Source organism: Methylobacterium sp. A54F (assembly GCF_053346035.1).
The window spans coordinates 209,314-230,054 of the sequence record NZ_JBKFBF010000008.1 but is presented as its reverse complement, the minus strand read 5'-3'; the positions used below and the strand labels follow the sequence as shown (position 1 = coordinate 230,054).

Sequence of the window (20,741 nt, the reverse complement as noted above, 5' to 3'; positions counted from 1 at the left end):
GCCATGTTCACCGCCCAGGTCCGTCAGGTCGCCTACTTCTACCCCTGGCACCACGCCTTCGACGAGCGCTTCGCGCGGCTCATCGCGGGCGAGCGCCGCGTCGCCTACGTCTACGGCGAGCCGGACAACAGCACCTTCCGGTACCGTGTCCACAACATGATCGAGGCGCTCGAGGCCCGCGCGCCCGAGGTCTCGGCGTCCTGGTTCTCGCTCGCCGACGCGGCCGAGTTTCCCCGCATCGCCGCCGCCGCGGACGTGATCGTGATCTGCCGGGTCCAGTACAGCCTCGCCGTCGAGGGGCTCGTCAACCAAGCGAAGCGCCTCGGCCGCGCGGTGGTCTTCGACACGGACGACCTCGTCTTCGACGTCGAGTCCATCCCCCTCGTCATGCAGTCCCTGGACGAGGACATGAGCCCCGGCGGGCGCTGGGACTACTGGTTCGCCTATGTCGGGCGGATCGCCAGGACGCTGCAGCTCTGCGACCGGGCGACCGCCACCAACGCGTCGCTCGCCGGGCAGATCACGCGCGTCTCGGGCCGCCGGGTCCACGTGATCCCGAACTTCATGAACCGCGACCAGCTGCGCATCGCCGAGCGGATCGTCGCGGCCAAGCGTGCATCGGGCTACGCGCGGGACGCCGCGATGCAGATCGGCTACTTCAGCGGCTCGCCGTCCCACAACCGCGACTTCGCCGTCGTCGCCCCGGCCCTCGCGCGGCTCCTCGACGACGAGCCCGACGTCGTCGTCCGCCTCGTCGGCTACCTGCCGATGGGCCGCCACCTCGAGCGGCACGCAGCGCGCGTCGAGACCCACCCGTTCCAGGACTACGTCAACCTGCAGCGCCTGATCGGCACCACCGAGATCAACCTCGCGCCCCTGCAGGACAACGCCTTCACGCGCTGCAAGTCGGAACTGAAGTTCTTCGAGGCGGCGGTCGTCGGCACCGTGACGATCGCCACGCCGACGCCGGTCTTCGCCGACGCCATCCGCGACGGCATCGACAGCGCGCTCGCCCGCGCGGATGCCTGGGACGCCCGGCTGCGCGACCTCACCGCGCGCCTGCGCGAGCCGGGTCTCGCGGGCTATATCGGGATGGCGGAGGAGGGCCGCCGGGCCGTGCTCGCGCGCTACGCGCCGGAGCGGCAGGCCGACGCGATCCTGAGCGCGCTGTTCCCCGACCCCGTCTGAGGGTCACCGCCGACACCCGAGGGGCGCCACCATGGACCGACGCGAAACCCTGCTCTCCCTCTTCGACGCCGCCGGCCTCGGCCTCGAGATCGGCCCGAGCTACAACCCCCTCGTGGCCAAGGCGGACGGCTACCGGGTCGAGACCGTCGACTACATCGACCGCGCGGGCCTGCTGCGGAAATACGCCAACGACCCGAACGTCGACGTCGCCCGGATCGAGGAGGTCGACTACGTCACGGAGGGGCGGCCGCTGCTCGAGGCCGTGCCGCACCGCGGGCGCTTCGACTACGTGGTGGCGAGCCACGTCATCGAGCACACGCCCGACCTGATCGACTTCCTGGCAAGCTGCGCGGAGCTCCTGAGGCCCGAGGGCGTCCTCGTCCTCGCGGTGCCGGACAAGCGCTTCTGCTTCGACCTGTTCCAGCCGCTCTCGACCACGGGCGCGATCCTCCAGGCCAACCTCGACGCCCGGCGCAAGCCGACGCCGGGGGCGGTCTTCGACAGCGTCGCCTACGACATGCTGCGCGGCGGCCGGATCGGCTGGGCGGCCGAGTCCGACGAGGCGCCGGTCTTCAACGCCACGCTCGATGCGGCCCGCAGGGTGTTCGAGATCTGCGCGGCCTCGCCGAACTACGTGGACGTCCACGTCTGGCGCTTCGTGCCGTCGAGCTTCCGGCTGATCGTCGACGACCTGTTCAACCTCGGGCGCTCGCCGCTGCGCGAGGCCGCGTTCCGGCCCGGGACCGGCCACGAGTTCTACGTCGCCCTCGCGCGCAACGGGGCGGGCCCCGGGACGGCGCGGGCCGAGCTCGCCATCGCGGCGATGCGCGAGCTCGCGGCCGTGCCGCTCCCGCCCCGGGGCTGAACGGGTACCCCCTGAGGGGACCCCGCTCAGCCCCGCGCCTCAGCCTCCGGGCCGGGCGCGTTCGCGAGCGCCAGCAGGGTGTGGAGCAGGACCTGCGCGCCCGCCGCGCAGTCGGCCTCGCTCGCGAACTCCGACTCGTTGTGGCTGACGCCGTCGCGGCAGGGGACGAAGATCATCGCGGTCGGCACCGCGGCGGCGAGGTTGCAGGCGTCGTGGCCGGCGCCCGAGACCATGCGGCGGTGGGGGTAGCCGAGGTCGGTGGCCGCCCGCTCCACGGCGGCGACGATCCTGGGGTCGAAGGGCACCGGCTCCTTGCGCCAGATCCGGTCGATCGCGATCGCGAGGTTGCGGCGCGCGGCGATCTCGGCGGCGGCGGCGCGCAGCGCCGCCTCCATCGCGTCGAGGGTCGGCCCCGCGGGGTCGCGCAGGTCGAGGGTGAAGCGCAGGCGCCCCGGCACCACGTTGCGCGAGGGGGCCTGGATCGCCGCCTCGCCCATGGTGGCCACCGCCGTGGGCCCGTGCGCGGCGGCGATGCGCTCCACCGCCAGCGCGAGCTCGGCGAGGCCGAGGAGCGCGTCGCGCCGGCGCGGCATCGGGGTGGTGCCGGCATGGCTCTCGAAGCCCGTCACGGTGCCGTCGAACCAGGCGATGCCCTGCCCGCCCTCCACGACCCCGATGGTCAGCCCCTCCGCCTCGAGGATCGGCCCCTGCTCGATGTGCAGCTCCACGAAGCTGCCGATCGCCCGGGCCCCCACGGCCTCCGTGCCCCGGTAGCCGATCGCCTCGAGGGCCTCGGCGACGCTGACCCCCGCGGCGTCCCGCCGGGCCAGGATGTCCTCGGCCGTGAAGGTGCCCGCGTAGGCCGCCGAGGCCATCATGGCCGGGGCGTAGCGGGAGCCCTCCTCGTTCGTCCAGTTGACGAGGAGGAGCGGCGCCTCGGTCTCGAGGCCGGCGTCGTTGAGGCTGCGCATCACCTCGAGCCCCGCCAGGGTGCCGAGCACGCCGTCGAAGCGGCCGCCGGTCGGCTGCGTGTCGAGGTGGGAGCCGCAGGCCACCGGCAGCCGGCCCGGATCGCGGCCGGGGCGCAGGGCGAACTGGGTCCCGAGGGCGTCGACCCCCACCGTCAGGCCCGCCGCCGTGCAGGCGTCCCGGAACCAGTCGCGCACGGCGCCGTCCTCCGCCGTCAGGGTCAGGCGGTTGAGGCCGCCCGCCGGGGTGGCGCCGAAGCGCGCCGTCTCCAGGATGGTGGACCACAGGCGCGATCCGTCGATGCGCAGGTTGTGGGTCGCTCCGGCCATGATCGTCCTGATGCTCGCGGCTGATTGGGGGATACCGGGAGGATACGGGGGATTGCGGAGGACGGGCAGAGGGAATGCGGGCCCGGCCGCCGTCAGGCGGCGCGCACGTCGACCGGTTCCGCGCCCGCCAGCACGCGCTCGGCCCGGGCCCGGTCGAGGTCGCCCTCCCAGGCGGCCACCACGACGGTGGCGACGCAGTTGCCGATGAGGTTGCCGACCGCCCGCGCCATGCCGATGAACCAGTCCACCGAGAGCACCAGCACGAGGCCGATCGCCGGGATGCTCGGCACCGCCGAGAGGGTCGCGGCGAGGATCACGATGGCCGAGCCCGGCACGCCGTGCGCGCCCTTCGAGGTGACGAGGGAGACGCCGAGGATCAGGAGCAGGTCCCCGAGCGACAGGGGCGTGTTGGTGGCCTGCGCGATGAACACCACCGCGAGGGTGAGGTAGATCGAGAAGGCGTCGAGGTTGAAGGAGTAGCCCGTCGGCACCACGAGGCCCACGGTCGATTCCTTGACGCCGAGGCGCTCGAGCTTGCGCATCACCTGCGGCAGCACCGCGTCCGAGGAGGCGGTGCCGAGCACGATGGTCAGCTCCTCGCGCAGGTAGCCGAGGAAGCGCGGCAGGCTGAGGCCCGCGAGCCGCATCACCACCCCGAGGATGACGAACACGAACAGGGCCACCGCCGCGTAGAACAGCGCGACCAGGGAGGCGAGCTGCGCGAGCGACCCGGCGCCGTAGCGCCCGACCGTGTAGGCCACCGCGCCGAGGACGCCGAGCGGCGCCACCCGCACGATCAGGCCCATCGCCCGGAACAGCACCGCGCCGAGGGCGTCGATCATCCCCGAGACCTGCCGGCCCTTCTCGCCGCCGACGAGGGAGAGGCTCACCCCGAAGATCACCGCGAAGAACAGCACCTGCAGCACGTCGTTGCGGGCCAGCGCGTCGAAGGACGTGGACGGGATGATGTTGAGGAGGAAGGCCGAGACCCCCTCCCCCTGCAGCTTGCCGGCGTTCTCGGCGTAGCGGCCGAGCGCCTTCCCGTCGAGGGTGGCGGGGTCGATGTTCATGCCGTGGCCGGGGCCCACGAGGTAGGCGAGCAGCAGCCCGAGGAGCAGCGCCACGGTGGTCATCGCCTCGAAGTAGACGAGCGCCTTCACGCCGACGCGGCCGACCTTGCGCAGGTCGCCCGCGCCCGCGATGCCGTGCACGACGACGCAGAACACGATCGGGGCGACGATCATCGAGATGAGCTTCAGGAAGGCGTCGCTGAGGACCTTCAGCCCCTGCGCGAAGCCCGGCGCCACGACGCCGACGAGGATGCCGAGGACGAGGGCGGCGACCACCTGGGCGAAGAGCGACGTCCAGAGCGGCGCACGGGCGGACGGGGCGGGCTCCCCGGGCGCCGCGAGGCCCGCGGTTGCGGGCGAGAGGGGCGCTGGCGAGGTGGGCGCTGACATGACGGGCTCCCCGATCGGCCGCGGCGCGACCGGGCGCGACGCAGCAAGGAGGGTGCCAGGGGCGGGCCCCGAACGGAAGCGGGCCAGGACCGAACCAGGCCAGGACCGAACCAGGCCAGGACCGAACCGGGCCAGGACCGAACCGGGCCCGGACGGAACCGGGCCGAAACGAAAGCGCCCGCCGCGGCGGGGGGCCGGGCGGGCGAAGGCGGAGTCTGTCGTCCCTGGGATGGGACATAAGGTGAGACGCGCCGCCCCGGCGGGTTAATCCGCCCCGGGCGACACAATCTGCGGTCAGCGGGAGCCGCTGCCGCTGGCGCTGCCCTGCGGCAGAGGCCGCTCGGGCTGCCCGGCATTGCCGCCGGCCGCCGAATCGGTCGTGACCGTGCCGGCGCCCGTGGCGCCGCGCGAGACGACGACGTTCGGATCGTTCCCGGTGGTGTTCGGCTGTCCCTGGACCACCGTCCCGGTCGAGCGGGGCGCCGTGGGGGCCGGGCTCGTCTGGGCGAGGGCCGGGCCGGCCGTGAGGAGCGCCAGGGCGCTCAGCGTCGCGAAGGTCTTCATTCGGTCTCCTTGCCGATCAGGTCGGCGTGTCGGGGATTCAACACCTTGCGCACGCATAGGTTTCATCGCGGCGGGGCCGCGCTGGTCCTGGCCATGCAGTCGGCGAAGCTCGCAACCCCGTCGTTGCTTGGGCAGGATTGGGCGAAATCGGGCCGCGTCGGCGTTCCAACGCTCGGGGATCTGCCCTCGCGGTTCCGATTGCGCGGATTTGCTTGCGGAGTTCTCTTGACCGGTTCGTTCGGCGCGTTTGCCCGGCCAGCCCGGAACGCTGCCCCGTGAGCCCGGTTCCCCACGGGTGCCCGGGCGGTGGCCGATCCCGGGGGATCGCCGGGACCCCGGCCCGAGGCCCCAGCGGAGATGCGCCATGGCCGAGACCGACCAGACCCCGAAACCCGGCGACGAGGCGCCCCCCGGCACGCCGGGGACGGGGGAGAACCTGTGCGGGCGCTGCGGCGGCTCCGGCCGCCTCGACGCGGCGCCCTGCCCGGATTGCGGCGGCACCGGCAAGGTGACGACCGGCATCGGGGGCGCCTGAGGCGCCCCACGATTCACGACCCGGAAGCGGCGGCCCGGGGCTTGCCTCGGCGGCCGGGCCCGCCAGCTTCGCGGATCCGCCCGCCGACCCGCCGCGGGCCCGGAGAATGCCGTCCGATGGACATCAAGCCGCTCGCGCCCTTCGACTTCCGGACGCCCGCCATCCTGCTCTCGGGGCCCGTCAACGACGACATGTACCGGGACTTCCGCCGGCAGCTCACGGCGGCGTCCGAGCTCGACCTCGTGGTGGTCGAGCTGACCACCCTCGGCGGGGACCCTGAGGTTGCGCGGATGATGGGCGAGGACATCCGCTTCAACAGCGAGGTGTCGCCGGAGCGGCGGTTCGTGTTCCTCGGGAAGGCCGCGATCTACTCCGCCGGGACGACCTTCATGAGCTTCTTCGCGCGGCCGAACCGCTACCTCACCCGGGGGACCCGCCTGATGGTCCACGAGCGCAAGCTGAAGAAGCAGGTGGTGCTCGACGGCCCCCTCACGAGCTGCATCGCCACCGTCAAGGCCACGCTCCACGAGATCGAGTGCTCGATCGCGATCCAGAACGAGGGCTTCGCCAACCTGGTGCGCGGCTCCGCGGTGGCGCTGGAGGACGTGCTGCGGCGCGCGCCCGAGAACTGGTACATCGAGGCCGACGAAGCCAAGGCGCTCGGCCTCATCGAGGCCGTGATCTGACGCTCGGACACGGGGCCATGCGCAGGGCGGGCCCGGCGATGCGGCAGGCTGCCGCAGAGCTTGTGCACGTCAAGGTTGTGGAAACGGTCTTAACAAATGCTAACCTGCCGCCCCTGGAGCGCGCTTCGCGCTCGGCCTGGCGCCCATGCCCCGCGACCCTTCAGGGACATCCGGACCGGCAGCCCCGGAGGCCGCCGACCTGCCGGCCTCGCTCGGCGGCTGGGTCTGGGACCTGCGCGCCGACACCGTGCGGGTCGGCGCGGCCGCGGCCGAGCTGTTCGGGATCCCGCCCGAGATCGGCCGGTTCGGCGTGCCCGCCGCCCTGCTGCGGGGCCGGACGCACCTGGAGGACCGCGCCGTGGTCGAGGGGCTGATCGCGACGGCGGCCGCGGAGGGGTGCTCCTACGTCGCCGAGTACCGCGTCCGCGTGCGGGACGAGCCGCCGCGCTGGGTCCTGGAGCGCGGGTGCTTCGACGTCGCGGAGGCCGGCGCGCCGGTGCGCGGGCGGGGCTTCGTCCTCGACGTGACCCCCACCGGCCTCGCCGAGGCCGCCTACGTGCGCGACCGCATCGTGGAGGCCTCGCCGCCCCTCGTCCGGGCGGCCGGCCACGCCATCGCGGCCCATCGCGACCTCACCGAGGCCCGCGAGCCGCACCTGCAGCGGACCTCGGAGCTGCTTCTGCTGCGGATCGGCCGCGCGCTCGCCCGGTTCGGCGGGCGTTGAGCCCCGGTCCCCCCCTGGGACCGGGACCGTCGCTTGCGGGCAGCGGATCCGGGATCAGGCGAAGTAGCCGGCGTTCACCGCGCTCGCCTGGACGCCCGAGAGCTCCACCGTGCCGCCTCCCGAGAGCGTCAGCAGCGCGTTGCCCGTGGAGGAGGTGCCGACCGTGTAGGTCTGGCCCTGGAGGTCGAGGCGGTCCCCCGAGGACTGGGAGAAGCCGACCACGAGGTCCGCGCCGGAACTGCGCCCGAACACGTACCGGTCGGCGCCGAGGTCGCCCGACAGCACGTCGTTGCCGAGGTCGCCGGTGATCACGTCGTCGCCCTGTCCGCCGTACAGCGTGTCGCTGCCCTGCCCGCCGAAGAGGGTGTCGGCATCGGCGCCGCCGTACAGCCGGTCGTCGCCGGAGTTGCCGAGGAGCAGGTCGTTGCCCTGGTCTCCGTAGACGACGTCGTTGCCCCGGTTGCCGTAGGCCGTGTCGCCGCCCTGCCCGCCATAGACGGTGTCGAAGCCCTGGCCGCCGTAGATCGCGTCGGCGCCGCCGGATCCGGTGATCAGGTCGTTGCCCTTGTACCCGAGGATGAGGTCGGCATCGCTCGACCCTTCGAGCGTGTCGGCCCCGAGCGTGCCCTTGATCGTACTCATGTTGATAGCCCCCTGGGGCATTGTCAGTGCCGCCGGTCTTCGTGACTCGCGCTTTTGCCCCAGCGACCAACTATGAAGAAGAGCCGTACTTCCGTCGAGACTACTGTAAGTTGAATATGCATTTTGCTAAAGATCTACTGCGTTGCAGTAAATCAATATTGTATCGAGCGGAACGAGTTCGATGGACCGGCCTGTCAGCCGCTCCCCTCGATGAGGCCGCGGATGCGGGTCGCGAGGGCGTCGAGGGCGAAGGGCTTCGTCATCACGTGCATGCCGGGCCCGAGGTGGCCGTGGTTGAGGGCCGCGTTCTCGGCGTAGCCCGTGATGAACAGCACCTTGAGGTCGGGCCGCGTCACCTGGGCGGCGTCGGCCATCTGGCGGCCGTTCATGCCGCCGGGCAGGCCGACATCGGTGATCAGCAGGTCGATGCGCGCGTCCGACTGCAGCACCCTGAGGCCCACGGCGCCGTCCGCCGCCTCGATGGCCGCGTAGCCGAGATCCTCCAGCACCTCCGTCACCAGCATCCGCACGGTGGGCTCGTCGTCGACCACCAGCACCGTCTCGCCCTTGGCGGCCCGCGGGGCCGCGCCGGGGTCCGGGGGCGGCTCCGGCTCCTCCGCGGGGCCGCGGTGGCGGGGCAGGTAGAGGCAGACCATCGTGCCGGCGCCGACCTCGGAGTAGATCCGCACCTGCCCGCCGGACTGCTTGGCGAAGCCGTAGATCATCGAGAGGCCGAGGCCGGTGCCCGCGCCGATGGGCTTCGTGGTGAAGAACGGGTCGAAGGCCTTGGCCACGATGTCCGGGCTCATGCCGGTGCCGTTGTCCGAGACGCAGAGGGAGACGTACTGGCCGGGCTCCAGGTCGCGCTCCTGGGCGGCGCGGTGGTCGAGCCAGCGGTTGCCGGTCTCGACCACGATGCGCCCGCCCTCCGGCATGGCGTCGCGGGCGTTGATGCAGAGGTTGAGGAGCGCGTTCTCGAGCTGGCTCGGGTCCACGAGGGTCGACCACAGGCCGCCCGCCGCGACGGTCTCAACGGCCACCGACGGCCCCACCGTGCGGCGGACGAGCTCCTCCATGCCGGCGACGAGGCGGTTCACGTCGGTGGGCCTGGGGTCGAGGGTCTGGCGGCGGGAGAAGGCGAGCAGCCGGTGGGTGAGCGCGGCCGCGCGCTTGGCCGCCCCCTGCGCGGCGCCGATGTAGCGCTCGAGGTCGCCGATGCGCCCCTGCAGGAGGCGCGTCTGCATCAGCTCGAGCGAGCCGACGATGCCCGCCAGCATGTTGTTGAAGTCGTGGGCGAGGCCCCCCGTGAGCTGGCCCACCGCCTCCATCTTCTGCGACTGGCGCAGGGCCTCCTCGGTGCGCATCAGCGCGACGGTGCGGGCCTCGACCTGCTGCTCCAGGGTTTCGTTGAGGGTCTGCAGGGCGGTCTCGGCGCGCTTGCGGGCCGTGATGTCCTGGAACAGCACCGCCACCTGCCGGCGGCTCGCCGGCTCGATCCGGAAGGCCGCGAGCTCCAGGTGGCGCCCGGTCGCGACGAGCTCGCGCTCGAAGCGGATCGGCCGGCCCGTGCGCAGCACGCCGCCGTAGAGCTCAACCCAGCCCGCCGCCTCCCCGGGCACCATGGCGCGGACCCGCTGCCCGACGACGTTCGGGATGCCGGCGTGGTGCGCGTAGGCGGGGTTGGCCTCGACGTGGACGTAGTCGCTCGCGGGGCCGTGCGGCCCGTCGAGGAACTCGATGATGCAGAAGCCCTCGTCGATGGCCTCGAACAGCGTGCGGTAGCGCGCCTCGCTCGCGGCGAGCTCGGCGGCGCCCTCCGTCCGCAGCCGCGCGACCTCGGCCTCCGCGGCCTCGGCGCGCTGCCGGAGGGCGTCGATCTCGGCCGGGCTCATGCGCGGGCCGCGGCGGCCGGGCGCGTCAGTGCGCCGCCTCCTGGTGGGCGCGCTTCAGCATGTAGCCGTTGCGCGTCAGCTTCACCCGGCGCTCGGCGCGCTCGTCCTTCGCCCGCCAGTAATGGGTGACGAGGCTCCGGCGCGTGCGCGCCCGGTTCCGGATCGGGCTGCCCCCGTGCAGGACCTGGCCGTGCCAGATCAGCACGTCGCCGGGCTGCCCGTAGAAGGTCACGGGCTCGATGCCGCGGGTCGTCTCCTCGATGTAGCGGAGCGCCGGCGCCAGGTCCGCGTCGAGCTTGGCGATGCCGCCGTGGGGGAAGACGTAGGGCGGGATCCGGTGCGTGCCGGGGTAGAGGAAGACCGGCCCGTTGTCGTCCGCGTTCTCGTCGAGGCACACGGAGGCTGCGAGCATCTTGTCCTTCACGGCCGGCGGCATGAACCAGCTGTCGTAATGGGCCGTCTGCGTGCTGCCGTAGAGGAAGTTCAGCGAGTTGCAGACCATCGGGTCGCCCCCGAGCAGCTCCCCCAGGATCTCCGCGAGGCGCTCGTCGAGGTTGCAGGCCCGCACGATCTCGGAATCGAGGAACAGGTCGTTGATCTTCACAGGGCCCGCCAGCGCGTCGTCGGGCACGTCGGCGATCCTGAGGCGCTTGCCGGCCTCGCTGCCGTGGAAGATGTCGACGCTGACCTTCGGGTAGCGGTCGCGGTTCTCCAGGAGGCCCGCCACCTCCGCGTTGACCGCCGCTACGGTCTCGGGCGGGAAGAAGCCGCGCAGGGCGAGGAAGCCGTCCCGGTCCCAGGACCGGCGCTGCGCCTCCGTCAGCCCGGAGCGCTTGAAGAAGTTCAGCATCGAGGCCCCCTCCCGCCCCGCGGCGCGAGGGCCCGAGGCGGGGCGGACGATATCCGCGGATCGCCTGGGAAGTCACGCGTCCCCGGGGCCACACCGGCGGTTTCGCGGGCGCGCGCCTCAGCCGGCCTCGGCCAGCACGCGGGCGTCGGTGCGCACGCGGATGCCGTTCCGGCCGGCCCGCTTGACGCTGTAGAGGGCGGCGTCGGCCGCATCGAGGAGCGCGTCGGGCCGCAGGCCGAGGGGCGCGAGGCCGACGCCGGCCCCGACGCTCACCGTGACGATGCCCCCGACCCCGTCCGCGTGCGGGATGCCGAGACGGGCCACCGCGGCGCGCAGGGCCTCGGCGCGCCGCCGGGCGCTCGCGGGGTCGAGGCCCGGCAGCACCACCACGAACTCCTCGCCGCCGTAGCGGGCCAGCGTGTCGGTGGCGGCCCGCACCTCCCCCGAGAGGGCCTCGCCGACCCGGCGCAGGCACGCGTCGCCGGCCGGGTGGCCGTAGCGGTCGTTGAACAGCTTGAAGTGGTCCACGTCGATCAGGATGACGGCGAGCCAGCCCTTGGCGGCGGCGATGCCGTGGCTGAGCGCCGCATCGAAGCTGCGGCGGTTGGCGAGGTTCGTGAGGGGGTCCCGGGCGGAGATGTCGCGCAGGAGGGCGTTCGCACGCGCGAGGACCTGCCCGTCGAGGCGCTGGCGGACGCCGTCGAGCCAGGCGCGGCGCCGGCTCCGCTCCTGCAGGTAGATGCCTCCGAGGACGCAGAGCGCGGTCACGGCGAGGTTGAGGGTGAGCCAGAGCCGCAGGTCGAGGGAGGCGCCGGCCGGCTGCAGCGCGGGCAGCGCGCTCGCCAGCACGAGGCAGGCGCAGACGGCGGCCGCGGGGCGCAGGCGGTCGTGGAAGATCGTGGCGCAGAACACCAGGACGAGGGCCGCTCCGCCGCTCCCGTGCGTGGCGAGCGGCGCGGCGCTGGCGGCGACGACGAACAGGCCCGTCAGCCCCGCCCAGGCGACGGCCGCCGCCGCGAGGCCCTCGCGCAGCCGGCCCGGGAGCGGGCGCGACAGCGCGGCGAGGACGAGGGCGAAGACCGCGAGGTCGAGGCCCCCGAGGAGGCCGAGGGCGAGATCCCGCACGTCGGGCAGGAGCAGGCAGAGCAGCGCCGCCATGGCCGCGTGGCAGGCGATGCCGGCGAGCCCCGCGGCGCGGATGTGGCGCGTGCGGGCGGCCCGGGTCTCCGCCTCGTAGAAGGCTTCGAGGCGCGGCGGCAGGCCGAGGCGCCAGCCCTGCCGCGCCGGCATGCCGGCCAGCGCCTCGGCCATGTCCTCGGCCATGTCCTCGCCGACCTCGCCGGTCCGGCGCTCCCCGCCCCCTGCCCGGCCGAGCCAGGACCGGGCCGGGCGCCGCGGGGCGGCCGCCTGGGCGGGGGTCGGGGCGCAGGTCGGGGTGGAGGTCGGGGTGGAGCTTGGCGGTGTCGGGTCGGTCTCGGCGGGGCGTGGCTGCGGCAACGGAGCGCTTCGGGTTCGGGCCTGCGATGCCGGATCCTCCCACGTCGAGGCTGAGGGAAGGCTTAGCGCGACCCCGACAATTGACGTGGATGCGGGAGCGGTTTCGGTCGATCGTGGCCCGGCGCGCTCGCCCCGAGAGCCTTCAGGGCTCGCGCCGCGAAAGCCCTCAGGGCTCGGCGAGCGGCAGGCTGCGGCTCTCCGGGCTCCAGTGCAGGTCCGGGGTCGTGCGGAACAGGCGCCGGTGGGCCAGGACCGCGTAGGTGTCGGTCATCCCGGCGATGTAGTCGGCGATGCGGCGCGCCACCCTGTCCTCCGGCGCCCCCGCGAGGCCCGCGCGCCACTCCTCGGGCATCGCGGCCGGGTCCGCCCGGAAGGCCCCGAACAGGTCGGCCACGATCGCGTTGGCGTGGGCGCGCACGGCCATCACCCCGGGGTGCCGGTACATGCGGGCGTACAGGAACCGCTTGATCTCAGCATCCGCCCGGGCGATCGGCTCCGAGAAGGCGATCACGGGGGCGTCCGCGGCGCGGATCGCGCCGACGTCGCCGGGGGCGAGGTGCGCGAGCCGCCGGCCGGCCTCGGCGATCACGTCCTCGACGAAGCGGGTGATCACCCGGCGCGCCAGCTCGTGGATGCGCCGCGAGGTCTCGAGGCCCGGGTGCAGCGCCTCGATCTCGGCCAGGAGCCCCGCCAGGAACGGCACCTCGGCGAGGTCGGCGAGGTCGAACAGGCCCGCCCGCAGGCCGTCGTCGAGGTCGTGGGAATCGTAGGCGATGTCGTCGGCCAGCGCGGCGGCCTGCGCCTCCGGCCCGGCGAAGCGGGCGAGGTCGAGGGGGTTAAGCGCGTCGTATTCGAGGATCGCGGCCGGGATGCCGGCGGCGCGGTAGCGGGGCGTCGGCCGCCCGTCCGCCGCGAGCAGCGGCCCGTTGTGCTTGACGAGGCCCTCCAGGGTCTCCCAGGCGAGGTTGAGGCCGTCGAAGCCGGCGTAGCGCCGCTCCAGCCGGGTGACGATGCGCAGGGCCTGCGCGTTGTGGTCGAAGCCGCCGAAGCCCGCCATGCAGGCGTCGAGGGCGTCCTCGCCGGTGTGGCCGAAGCAGGTGTGGCCGAGGTCGTGGGAGAGGGCCAGCGCCTCCGCGAGGTCCTCGTCGAGGCCGAGCGCCCGGGCGAGCGCCCGGGCGATCTGGCTCACCTCCAGGGTGTGGGTGAGCCGCGTGCGGTAATGGTCGCCCTCGTGGTGCACGAAGACCTGGGTCTTGTGCTTGAGGCGCCGGAAGGCGGTGGAGTGGATGATGCGGTCGCGGTCCCGCTGGAAGTCGCTGCGGGTCGGCGAGGCGGCCTCGGGGATCAGCCGGCCGCGGGTCGCGGCCGGGTCCGTCGCGTAGGGCGCGCGCCAGCGCTCACCGGTCTGCCGCACGCCGCGCTCCGCCTGAGGCCATGATGTCCCCGCTGTCCCGAACGCCCACGGCCCGGGAGTCCCCCCGCGCCGCGTTGCGGTGGCGGGCGTCTCTCCATATCTTGTGGGCCGGACGGCCGCTGGCAATCGCCCGCGCGACCGAACCCTGCGCTGCCCCCGGGTTTCGAGAGATGGCCGATATCACCCTGACGCCCCGCGCCGCCAAGCGCATCAACGAGATCACCGGCGCCGAGCCGCCCGGCACGTCGCTGCGCGTCAGCGTCAACGGCGGCGGCTGCTCGGGCTTCTCCTACGCCTTCGACATCGTCCGCTCGCGCGAGACGCACGACGTCGCGGTCGAGCGGGACGGCGCCACCGTCCTGATCGACCCCATCTCGCTGGAGTACATGGCGGGCTCGACCATCGACTTCGTCAACGACCTGATCGGGCAATCCTTCAAGATCGAGAACCCGCAGGCCACCGCCTCCTGCGGCTGCGGAACCTCCTTCTCGCTCTGAGGACCCGCGCCCGCCGGCTCCCCGCCGCCTCGGGACGGCGGGATGCGCCGGGGCCGATCGTTGCCGCCGCACGACAGCCGCGTGGCGACGCGTCGCGCGGGCGCGCGCCGCGATTGCCAGGGTCGGCGAAAACCGGCACGGATGCTGTGCCGCGTTCGAACACCGTTCCTGTCAGCCTCCCTGCCCGCCCCACCCACCTGCCAGCCCTGCGATCCGGACCCGACGATGACCCATCCTGAGGGCCACGCCCGCCGCGCCGCGGCGCTCGCCTCCGTCTGCGCGCTCGCCCTCCTGGCCGGCTCCGGCCTCGCACCGGGCTGGGGCCCCGGTTCGGCTCTGATTACGCCGGCGCGGGCCCAGGAGGCCGCCTTCGCGGTCCAGGACGTGACGCTCGCCGACGTCGCGCTGCCGCTGGGCGCCACGCTCCTGCGGGCGCCGCGCCTCACGGTGAGCGGCACGCGCCTCTCGAAGGACGACCTGCTGGCGATCCTGCGGCCGGACGCGCCCGAGCCCTGGGCGACCCGGCTCGCCCGCCTTGACGCCGCCAGCCTGACGATCCCGGAGCTGCGCTCCGAGCATGCCGGCGCCGGGCCCGCCCGGCAGGTGGTGGTCTACCGGGACGTCACCGCCCGCGACGTGCGGGCGGGCCGGATCGCGGAGCTTACCGCCAGCGGCGCCGCGATCACCGTGACGGGGGGCCGCGAGAACGGCTCGGGCACCTACGGGGCCGTCCACGCCACCGGCCTCGACCTGACGGCGCTCGCCCGCCTCTACGGCGTGGCGGGGGACGGCAAGGGCCCGGTGCAGCAGGTCTATTCGGGCGTCTCGGTCGCCGACGTGGTCTACACCGACGACGGCGGCACCACCGTGAAGCTCGCCCGGCTGGAGGGCCGCGACCTCGGCGGCCGCCAGGTCCCCGGCGGCTGGAGCGGCGCCCTCGAGGCCGCGACGCGGGGCGCCCCCGAGGACGCGGCGCCCGCCGAGCGCACGCGGGCGGCCGGTGCCGCCGCCGACCTGATCGAGGCCGCCGCGCTCGGCAGCCTGGAGGCGACCGGCCTCAGCGTCAGCGAGACCCGCGGCAAGGCGCCCGTGCTGTTCGAGGCGGCCCGCATGGCCTACGCGGGCGCCGGCCCCGAGGCGTCGGTCAGCCTCGACGGCCTCGCCTTCGCGCAGGGCGGCCTGCGCGTGCAGGCCGGCCGCGCCGCCCTCTCCGGCTTCTCCCTGGCCCCGACCGTGGCGACGCTCCGCCGCCTCGCCGCGCCGGACGCCAAGCCCGCCGAGGACGACCTCCGCCGCCTCGCCCCCGCGATGGGCACGCTGACCCTCAAGGACATCGGCATCGACCTGCCCCGCGAGGAGGCCGCGGCGCCCGGCCTCCCCCTCCGGGAGGCGCGGCCGGCACCGCGCGGCCGCGAGAGCGCCCGCGACCCCCTGTCGGCGGCGATCGCCGGCCCCCCGAAGGAGGCCGGCAGACCGGAGCCCGGCAAGCCTGATTCCGGCAAGGCTGATTCCGGCAAGCCCGACACCGGCAAGCCCGACACCGGCAAGGCCGAGGCGCCGAAGCCCGTGCATGTCGGCCTGCGCGAGGCGGCCTTCACCTTCGGGGCGCCGCAGGACGGGGTGCCGAGCGCCGGGCGCTTCGCCCTCACGGGCCTCAGCCTGCCGGCCGCGACGGTGGCTACCCTGCCGGGCCTCGGCGCCCTGTCGGCGTTCGGCTACCGCGACCTCGACCTCGACCTCGTGGCCGACACGGCCTGGGACGAGGCCCGCCGCGAGCTGAGCGTCCGCGAGATCTCGCTCGCCGGCCGCGACATGGGCACGGTGCGGCTCACCGGCACCCTCGGGGGCATCGGCCCGGAGCTGTTCGACCCGGACGGCGCCACCGCCGGCCTCGCCATGCTCTCGGCCACCGCCAAGGCCCTCGACCTGACCATCGAGAACAGCGGCCTGTTCGAGCGCTTCATCGACGCGCAGTCCAAGGTGCTCAGCTTGAAGCCCGACGAGCTGCGGCGGGAATACGTCACCGCGAGCGTGCTCGGCGTGCCGGTGATCCTCGGCAACTCCCCGGCCGCCCGGGCGATCGGCGCCGCGATGGGCAAGTTCGTGACGAAGCCCGGCCGCCTCACGGTCACCGCCAAGGCCAAGGATGCGGGCGGCTTCGGCTTCGCGGAGTTCGGCACCGCCGGCTCGCCGGCCGCCGTGCTCGACCGCCTCGACGTCGACGCCCGGGCGGAGTGACGGGGCTGCCGACCAGTACAACCAAGAGTTGAACACTGGCTTCGAGGCCCTTTGTCGGGCCGAGCAACCCCCGGCGATCGGTTTAACCTGACTTTGAGGGTTGCCGGATAGCTTTCGCGCAACTGCAGCGGGTCGAAGCCGGATGCCTGCCGCAGGGCGGGGGCCGGTGTGCGCGTTCGGGGATCAGGGTCAGGTCAGGGGCGGCGGGTCCTCTCCGCGTTCGCCCGCGCCGAGGGCGGGGCCGCCGCCGTCGAGTTCGCGCTGACGGCCGTCCCGTTCCTGGGCTTCGTCTTCGTGATCCTCCAGGTCGCCCTCTACCATTTCGCGCAGCAGGCCCTCGACCACGCCACCCGCAGCGCCTCCCGCCTCGTGATGACCGGCGCCGCGCAGGCGCAGGCGCTCAGCGCCGACCAGTTCCGCACCACCATGCTGTGCCCGAACCTCCGGATGCCGCTCGCCTGCAGCAGCATCACGGTGAGCGTCACCACGGTGGCGCGGGCGGGCGAGGGGCTCAGCGCCGCGAAGATCTACCCGTTCATCCAGCAGGGGGTGCCGGCCCTCGCGGCCGTCAACCTCGACCCCCAGAAGACCAGCTACTGCCTGGGCGGCCCCGGCGACATCCTGTTCATCGACGTCGCCTACAGCTTCATGAACGTCGGCGGCTTCCTCCAGCGGGCCCTCGGCGGGGCCGCGGCGGGCGCGATGGTCCTGCGCTCCACGAACCTCATCACCAACGAGCCGTTCTCGATCGCCACCGGCAGCGCGCAGGCGGGCTGCTGACCATGCGCCGGACGATCCAGGCGGACACTGCCGGACACTCTGCTGGACTCTCTGCCGGACGGCTCATCGGACGGGTCCGCCGCCTGGTGGCCTGCCGCGCCGGACTCTCGGGCGTCGAGTTCGCCATCCTGGCGCCGATCCTGGTCGTGATCCTGCTCGGCTCCGTCGATGCCAGCCGGGCCGTCACGGCGGCCAACCGGGCGAGCTTCGTCGCGGATTCGATCGCGGAGCTCGTCTCGCAGGCCCAGACCAAGGACGCGGTGCCGCTGACCGAGGCGGCAATCGACGGCTTCCTGCGCAGCGCGCCGCTGATCGACCCCGACATCCTGGCCTACGGGCGCCAGATCGGCAGCACCGACCTGCCGGCGCTCGCCAACGTCACGCTCTCCAGCGTCGCCTTCACCAGGACGCAGCCGACCTGCACCGTGAGCTGCACCTACGCGGCCGCCACGATCTTCAGCCGGGCGCTGTCGGGCAGTCTGCGCCCCTGCGGCGTGCTGCTGCCGGCGCCCGACGGCGCCGCCACCACGGCGCTGACCCTGCCGGCCTCGGCCTTCGGGCCGGTCTCCCTCGTCGTCGTCGACGTCGAGGTCTTCTTCAAGCCGCTCTTCCCCATCGCCTTCCCGTTCCCGAACCGGTTCCGCCGCTCCGCCTACTTCCGGCCGCGGCAGGTCACGCAGGTGAAGGCCCCCACCAACTGCCCCGGCTTCTAGAGCGAGGCGCCCCCGCGATGCCGACCCCCTCCTTCCTCCCCCTCAGAGCCGCGCGGGCCCGCGGCGGCAACGTCTCGCTGGTGTTCGCGGTGCTCGCGGTCCCGCTCCTCGGCGGCGTCGGGCTCGCGGTCGATTTCGGGACCCTGCTCAACGCCCGCACGGCCTGCCAGACGGCGGCGGACGCCGCCGCGCTCTACGCCAGCGGCGTCGCCAAGAACCTCGTGCAGCAGTCGGACGGCAGCGACGCGGCGGTGGCGGCGGCCTTCACGGAGGCGAAGAGCCGGGCCGAGGCCCTGTTCCGGGCCCACGTCGCGCGCACCGGCACCACGGCGGTGAGCGGCACCGTGACGCTCGCCAAGAGGGGCCAGACGATCCTCGCGGCCGCGGCCTTCGACGTCTCGACCCGGACCGCGATCGGCGGCCTGTTCGGGGTCTCGACCCTGCGCTCGATCGGCACCGCGAAGTCCTCGGCCTCGATGCCGCTCTACACCGACCTCTACATGGCCCTCGACGTATCGCAGTCGATGGGCCTCGCCTCCACGGATGCGGGCGCCAAGCAGCTCTTCGGCCGGATCCTCCAGATGGAGAAGGACGCGGGCAACAAGTCCGCCAAGGGCTGCGTGTTCGGCTGCCACGTGCCCCAGAACGGCAGCGCGCTCGCGCAGAGCTACCAGGCGGTCGCCAAGGCGGCCTCGATCCAGCTGCGCATCGACGTGCTGCAGAGCGCGGTGTCGAAGACGGTCACCACGGCCCAGGCCGACGCCGCCAACCTCGGCACCAGCAACTACCGCATCGGGCTCTACGCGATGGGGCTGGCCTCGGCGAACGCCACCACCTCCGGCCTCACGGAGCTCGCCGCGCTGACCTCGAACTGGGTCACCCTGCAGAACGCCGCGAGGGCCATCGACCTCGGCCCGAACAACGGCGGGGGCACCGGCGACAGCTTCTTCACGGAGCCGCTGAACGCCCTCAGGGGCAAGATCCCGGCGAGCGGCGACGGCAGCAGCCAGGCGGCCTCGAAGGCCTTCCTGTTCATCGTCACCGACGGCCTGCGCGACGTGAAGGGCGCCTGCACCTCGGGCCACTGCACGGCGGCCTTCGACCCCGGGGTGTGCGACGCCTACAAGCGGTCGAACATCACGGTCGGGGTGATCTACACCACCTTCCTGCCGATCCTCGCCAACCCCACCAACGGCTCGGCGGCGCTGGACGACAATTACAAGGCGCTCGTCCAGCCCTACGCCGCGCAGATCGCCCCGAACCTCCAGGCCTGCGCCTCGCCGGGCTGGTACGCGGAGGCCTCGGACGGGCCCGCCATCGACGCGGCGCTCGCCAAGATGTTCGCGCAGACGAGCCTCCAGGCGCAGCTCACGAACTGAGGCCGGCCCCGCGGGCTCCCTCAGTCGGCGATCACGCCCGGGTAGCGCGCGGCGAGGTCCCGGCGGGTCGCCTCCGCGAAGGCGCGGTCCCGCTCCGGCCGGGGCCGGGCGAGGCGCTCGGTGCCGATCAGGCGGGCGGGGCGGGGCGAGACCAGGAGCAGGCGGTCGGCGATCGCGAGGGCCTCGGCGATGTTGTGGGTGACCATCAGCACGCTCATGCCGAGGCGATCCACCGTATCGACCACGAGGCCGCGCAGCGAGGCGGCCGCCGCGTCGTCGAGGGACACGAAGGGCTCGTCGAGGACGAGGAGGCGCGGATCGAGGGCGAGCGCCCGGGCGAGCGCCACCCGGCGCTGCATGCCGAGGGACAGCGCCCCGGGGAAGCGCCCGCGCCAGGGCGCGAGGCCGAGATGCGCGAAGAGCGCGTCGAGGTCGCGCCCGCGCCGCCCGCGGGGGAGCGCGAGCCGCACGTTCTGCTCGACGCTGCGCCAGGGCAGCAGCCGCGGCTCCTGGAAGACCATGCCGAGCCGCGCATCCGCCGCGCCCGGATCCGGCTCGACCGTGCCGTCGTAGTCCCGGTCGAGGCCGAGCAGGATGCGCAGCGTCGTGGTCTTGCCCGCCCCGGAGGGGCCGATCAGGCAGACGATCTCGCCCTGCGGGATCGTGAAGGCGAGGTCGCGCACCGCCTCCACGGGCTCGCCGCCGCCGGTCCGGTAGACCTTGCGGCGGATCGCGGCGCTGAGCACCGGGGCGGCCGACGGGCCGCCGTCCCCCTCAGCGCCAGCGCCGGACATGCGCCTCGAGCCGCTGCAGGATGAGGATGTCGATGGCGATCATCACGCTCATGAAGACCACGCTGTAGCCGATGATGGCCGCCACGTTGGTGCTCTGGACGAAGTAGAAGTTGATCGCGAAGCCGACGCCGTTCGGGCGGCCGAGCAGCTCGATCACCAGCACGATCTTCCAGGCGAGCGAGAGCCCGGAGCGGGCGGCCGCCACCACGAAGGGCTGCAGCTGTGGCACCAGCACGTGGGCCACCCAGGTGCGCCGGTCGAACCGGTAGGTCCGGGCCATTTCCTCCAGGCCCGGATCGAGGCCGCGGGCGCCCTCGCGCACGATCACGGCGACGTTCGGCAGCTTGTTGAGGACGACCGCCAGCACCGCCGCCGCCTCGTTCAGCCCGACCCAGATGTAGGCCAGCACCGTGATGACGAGGGCCGGCGTGTTGAGGAGCACGAGGAGCGGCGTGTCGAGGGCGAGGTTCAGGGACTTCAGCCGCCCGAGCGCCACCCCGAGCAGCACGCCGAGGAGCATCGCGAGGACGAAGGAGACGGCCACCCGCAGCAGGGTGACGCCGACGTTGCGCCACAGCTCGCCCGTGGCCGATTCCCGCCAGATGAAGTCGGCCACCGCGAGGGGTGCCGGCAGCAGCCGGGCGTCGGCGAACTGGGCCGCCGCCTGCCAGGCCCCCAGCAGGACCAGCACCGAGACAAGACGGGTCAGCAGGCCCATCTAGCGG

At 73.6% G+C, this 20,741-nt stretch carries 20 protein-coding genes; 10 read left to right on the top strand and 10 right to left on the bottom strand.

Annotated elements, in window-relative coordinates; genetic code table 11:
* Positions 1–3 precede the first annotated feature (3 nt).
* Both ACLBXP_RS15430 and ACLBXP_RS15425 read left to right on the top strand, forming a co-directional pair.
* The gene (locus ACLBXP_RS15430; RefSeq protein ID WP_447668606.1) at positions 4–1,188 is read left to right on the top strand and encodes a glycosyltransferase; all 1,185 of its coding nucleotides are present in this window, start codon (positions 4–6) and stop codon (positions 1,186–1,188) included.
* 31 nt (positions 1,189–1,219) lie between these two features.
* On the top strand, positions 1,220–2,053 hold the full coding sequence (locus tag ACLBXP_RS15425) for a class I SAM-dependent methyltransferase (RefSeq protein WP_447668605.1): 834 nt from the start codon (positions 1,220–1,222) through the stop codon (positions 2,051–2,053).
* Positions 2,054–2,079: 26 nt separating this feature from the next.
* Here ACLBXP_RS15425 and ACLBXP_RS15420 read toward each other — a convergent pair whose 3' ends face one another.
* The 3 genes from ACLBXP_RS15420 to ACLBXP_RS15410 form a co-directional block, all read right to left on the bottom strand.
* Entirely contained in the window at positions 2,080–3,351 is a 1,272-nt protein-coding gene (locus ACLBXP_RS15420; RefSeq protein WP_447668604.1) for an allantoate amidohydrolase, read from the bottom strand.
* Between the two features lie 92 nt (positions 3,352–3,443).
* Complete coding sequence (gene dctA / locus ACLBXP_RS15415) at positions 3,444–4,811, bottom strand: C4-dicarboxylate transporter DctA (protein WP_447668603.1); 1,368 nt, start codon at positions 4,809–4,811, stop codon at positions 3,444–3,446.
* A 294-nt stretch (positions 4,812–5,105) separates the two neighbouring features.
* Positions 5,106–5,375, bottom strand: coding sequence for a hypothetical protein (locus tag ACLBXP_RS15410; protein ID WP_447668602.1), 270 nt, complete (start codon positions 5,373–5,375; stop codon positions 5,106–5,108).
* A 364-nt stretch (positions 5,376–5,739) separates the two neighbouring features.
* Here ACLBXP_RS15410 and ACLBXP_RS15405 point away from each other — a divergent pair, with 364 nt between their 5' ends.
* The 3 genes from ACLBXP_RS15405 to ACLBXP_RS15395 all read left to right on the top strand — a co-directional run bounded on the left by ACLBXP_RS15405 (position 5,740) and on the right by ACLBXP_RS15395 (position 7,320).
* A complete protein-coding gene (locus tag ACLBXP_RS15405; RefSeq protein WP_447668601.1) occupies positions 5,740–5,910 on the top strand; it encodes a hypothetical protein in 171 nt (56 codons plus the stop codon).
* Between the two features lie 116 nt (positions 5,911–6,026).
* Entirely contained in the window at positions 6,027–6,596 is a 570-nt protein-coding gene (locus tag ACLBXP_RS15400) for a ClpP family protease (RefSeq protein ID WP_447668600.1), read from the top strand.
* A gap of 145 nt (positions 6,597–6,741) precedes the next feature.
* Positions 6,742–7,320, top strand: coding sequence for a hypothetical protein (locus tag ACLBXP_RS15395; protein ID WP_447668599.1), 579 nt, complete (start codon positions 6,742–6,744; stop codon positions 7,318–7,320).
* Between the two features lie 54 nt (positions 7,321–7,374).
* On the opposite strand, the gene ACLBXP_RS15390 is transcribed toward ACLBXP_RS15395, so the two are convergent.
* From ACLBXP_RS15390 to ACLBXP_RS15370, 5 genes are all read right to left on the bottom strand, one after another.
* Positions 7,375–7,962 carry a calcium-binding protein gene (locus ACLBXP_RS15390; RefSeq protein WP_447668598.1) on the bottom strand — a complete coding sequence of 196 codons (588 nt, stop codon included), beginning with the start codon at positions 7,960–7,962 and terminating at the stop codon, positions 7,375–7,377.
* A 194-nt stretch (positions 7,963–8,156) separates the two neighbouring features.
* Positions 8,157–9,854, bottom strand: coding sequence for an ATP-binding protein (locus tag ACLBXP_RS15385; protein WP_447668597.1), 1,698 nt, complete (start codon positions 9,852–9,854; stop codon positions 8,157–8,159).
* Positions 9,855–9,879: 25 nt separating this feature from the next.
* Positions 9,880–10,704, bottom strand: a complete 825-nt coding sequence (locus ACLBXP_RS15380; RefSeq protein ID WP_447668596.1) for a phytanoyl-CoA dioxygenase family protein — start codon at positions 10,702–10,704, stop codon at positions 9,880–9,882.
* 117 nt (positions 10,705–10,821) lie between these two features.
* Complete coding sequence (locus ACLBXP_RS15375; RefSeq protein WP_447668595.1) at positions 10,822–12,201, bottom strand: diguanylate cyclase domain-containing protein; 1,380 nt, start codon at positions 12,199–12,201, stop codon at positions 10,822–10,824.
* 166 nt (positions 12,202–12,367) lie between these two features.
* Entirely contained in the window at positions 12,368–13,615 is a 1,248-nt protein-coding gene (locus tag ACLBXP_RS15370) for a deoxyguanosinetriphosphate triphosphohydrolase (RefSeq protein WP_447668594.1), read from the bottom strand.
* Between the two features lie 170 nt (positions 13,616–13,785).
* Between ACLBXP_RS15370 and ACLBXP_RS15365 the strand changes: the two genes are divergently transcribed.
* The 5 genes from ACLBXP_RS15365 to ACLBXP_RS15345 all read left to right on the top strand — a co-directional run bounded on the left by ACLBXP_RS15365 (position 13,786) and on the right by ACLBXP_RS15345 (position 19,222).
* Positions 13,786–14,112: a HesB/IscA family protein gene (locus ACLBXP_RS15365; protein ID WP_447668593.1), complete on the top strand. Its 327-nt coding sequence runs from the start codon at positions 13,786–13,788 to the stop codon at positions 14,110–14,112.
* Positions 14,113–14,337: 225 nt separating this feature from the next.
* Entirely contained in the window at positions 14,338–16,350 is a 2,013-nt protein-coding gene (locus ACLBXP_RS15360) for a hypothetical protein (RefSeq protein ID WP_447668592.1), read from the top strand.
* Positions 16,351–16,518: 168 nt separating this feature from the next.
* Positions 16,519–17,130 (top strand): TadE/TadG family type IV pilus assembly protein, encoded by a 612-nt coding sequence (locus ACLBXP_RS15355; RefSeq protein WP_447668591.1) that lies wholly within the window; start codon positions 16,519–16,521, stop codon positions 17,128–17,130.
* Positions 17,131–17,132: 2 nt separating this feature from the next.
* On the top strand, positions 17,133–17,843 hold the full coding sequence (locus tag ACLBXP_RS15350) for a TadE/TadG family type IV pilus assembly protein (RefSeq protein WP_447668590.1): 711 nt from the start codon (positions 17,133–17,135) through the stop codon (positions 17,841–17,843).
* 17 nt (positions 17,844–17,860) lie between these two features.
* Positions 17,861–19,222, top strand: a complete 1,362-nt coding sequence (locus ACLBXP_RS15345; protein ID WP_447668589.1) for a pilus assembly protein TadG-related protein — start codon at positions 17,861–17,863, stop codon at positions 19,220–19,222.
* Positions 19,223–19,242: 20 nt separating this feature from the next.
* Here ACLBXP_RS15345 and ACLBXP_RS15340 read toward each other — a convergent pair whose 3' ends face one another.
* Positions 19,243–20,016, bottom strand: a complete 774-nt coding sequence (locus ACLBXP_RS15340) for an ABC transporter ATP-binding protein (RefSeq protein ID WP_447668588.1) — start codon at positions 20,014–20,016, stop codon at positions 19,243–19,245.
* A complete protein-coding gene (locus ACLBXP_RS15335; RefSeq protein ID WP_447668587.1) occupies positions 19,997–20,734 on the bottom strand; it encodes an ABC transporter permease in 738 nt (245 codons plus the stop codon). Before ACLBXP_RS15335 ends, ACLBXP_RS15340 begins: the two co-directional genes overlap by 20 nt.
* Between the last annotated feature and the right edge of the window lie 7 nt (positions 20,735–20,741).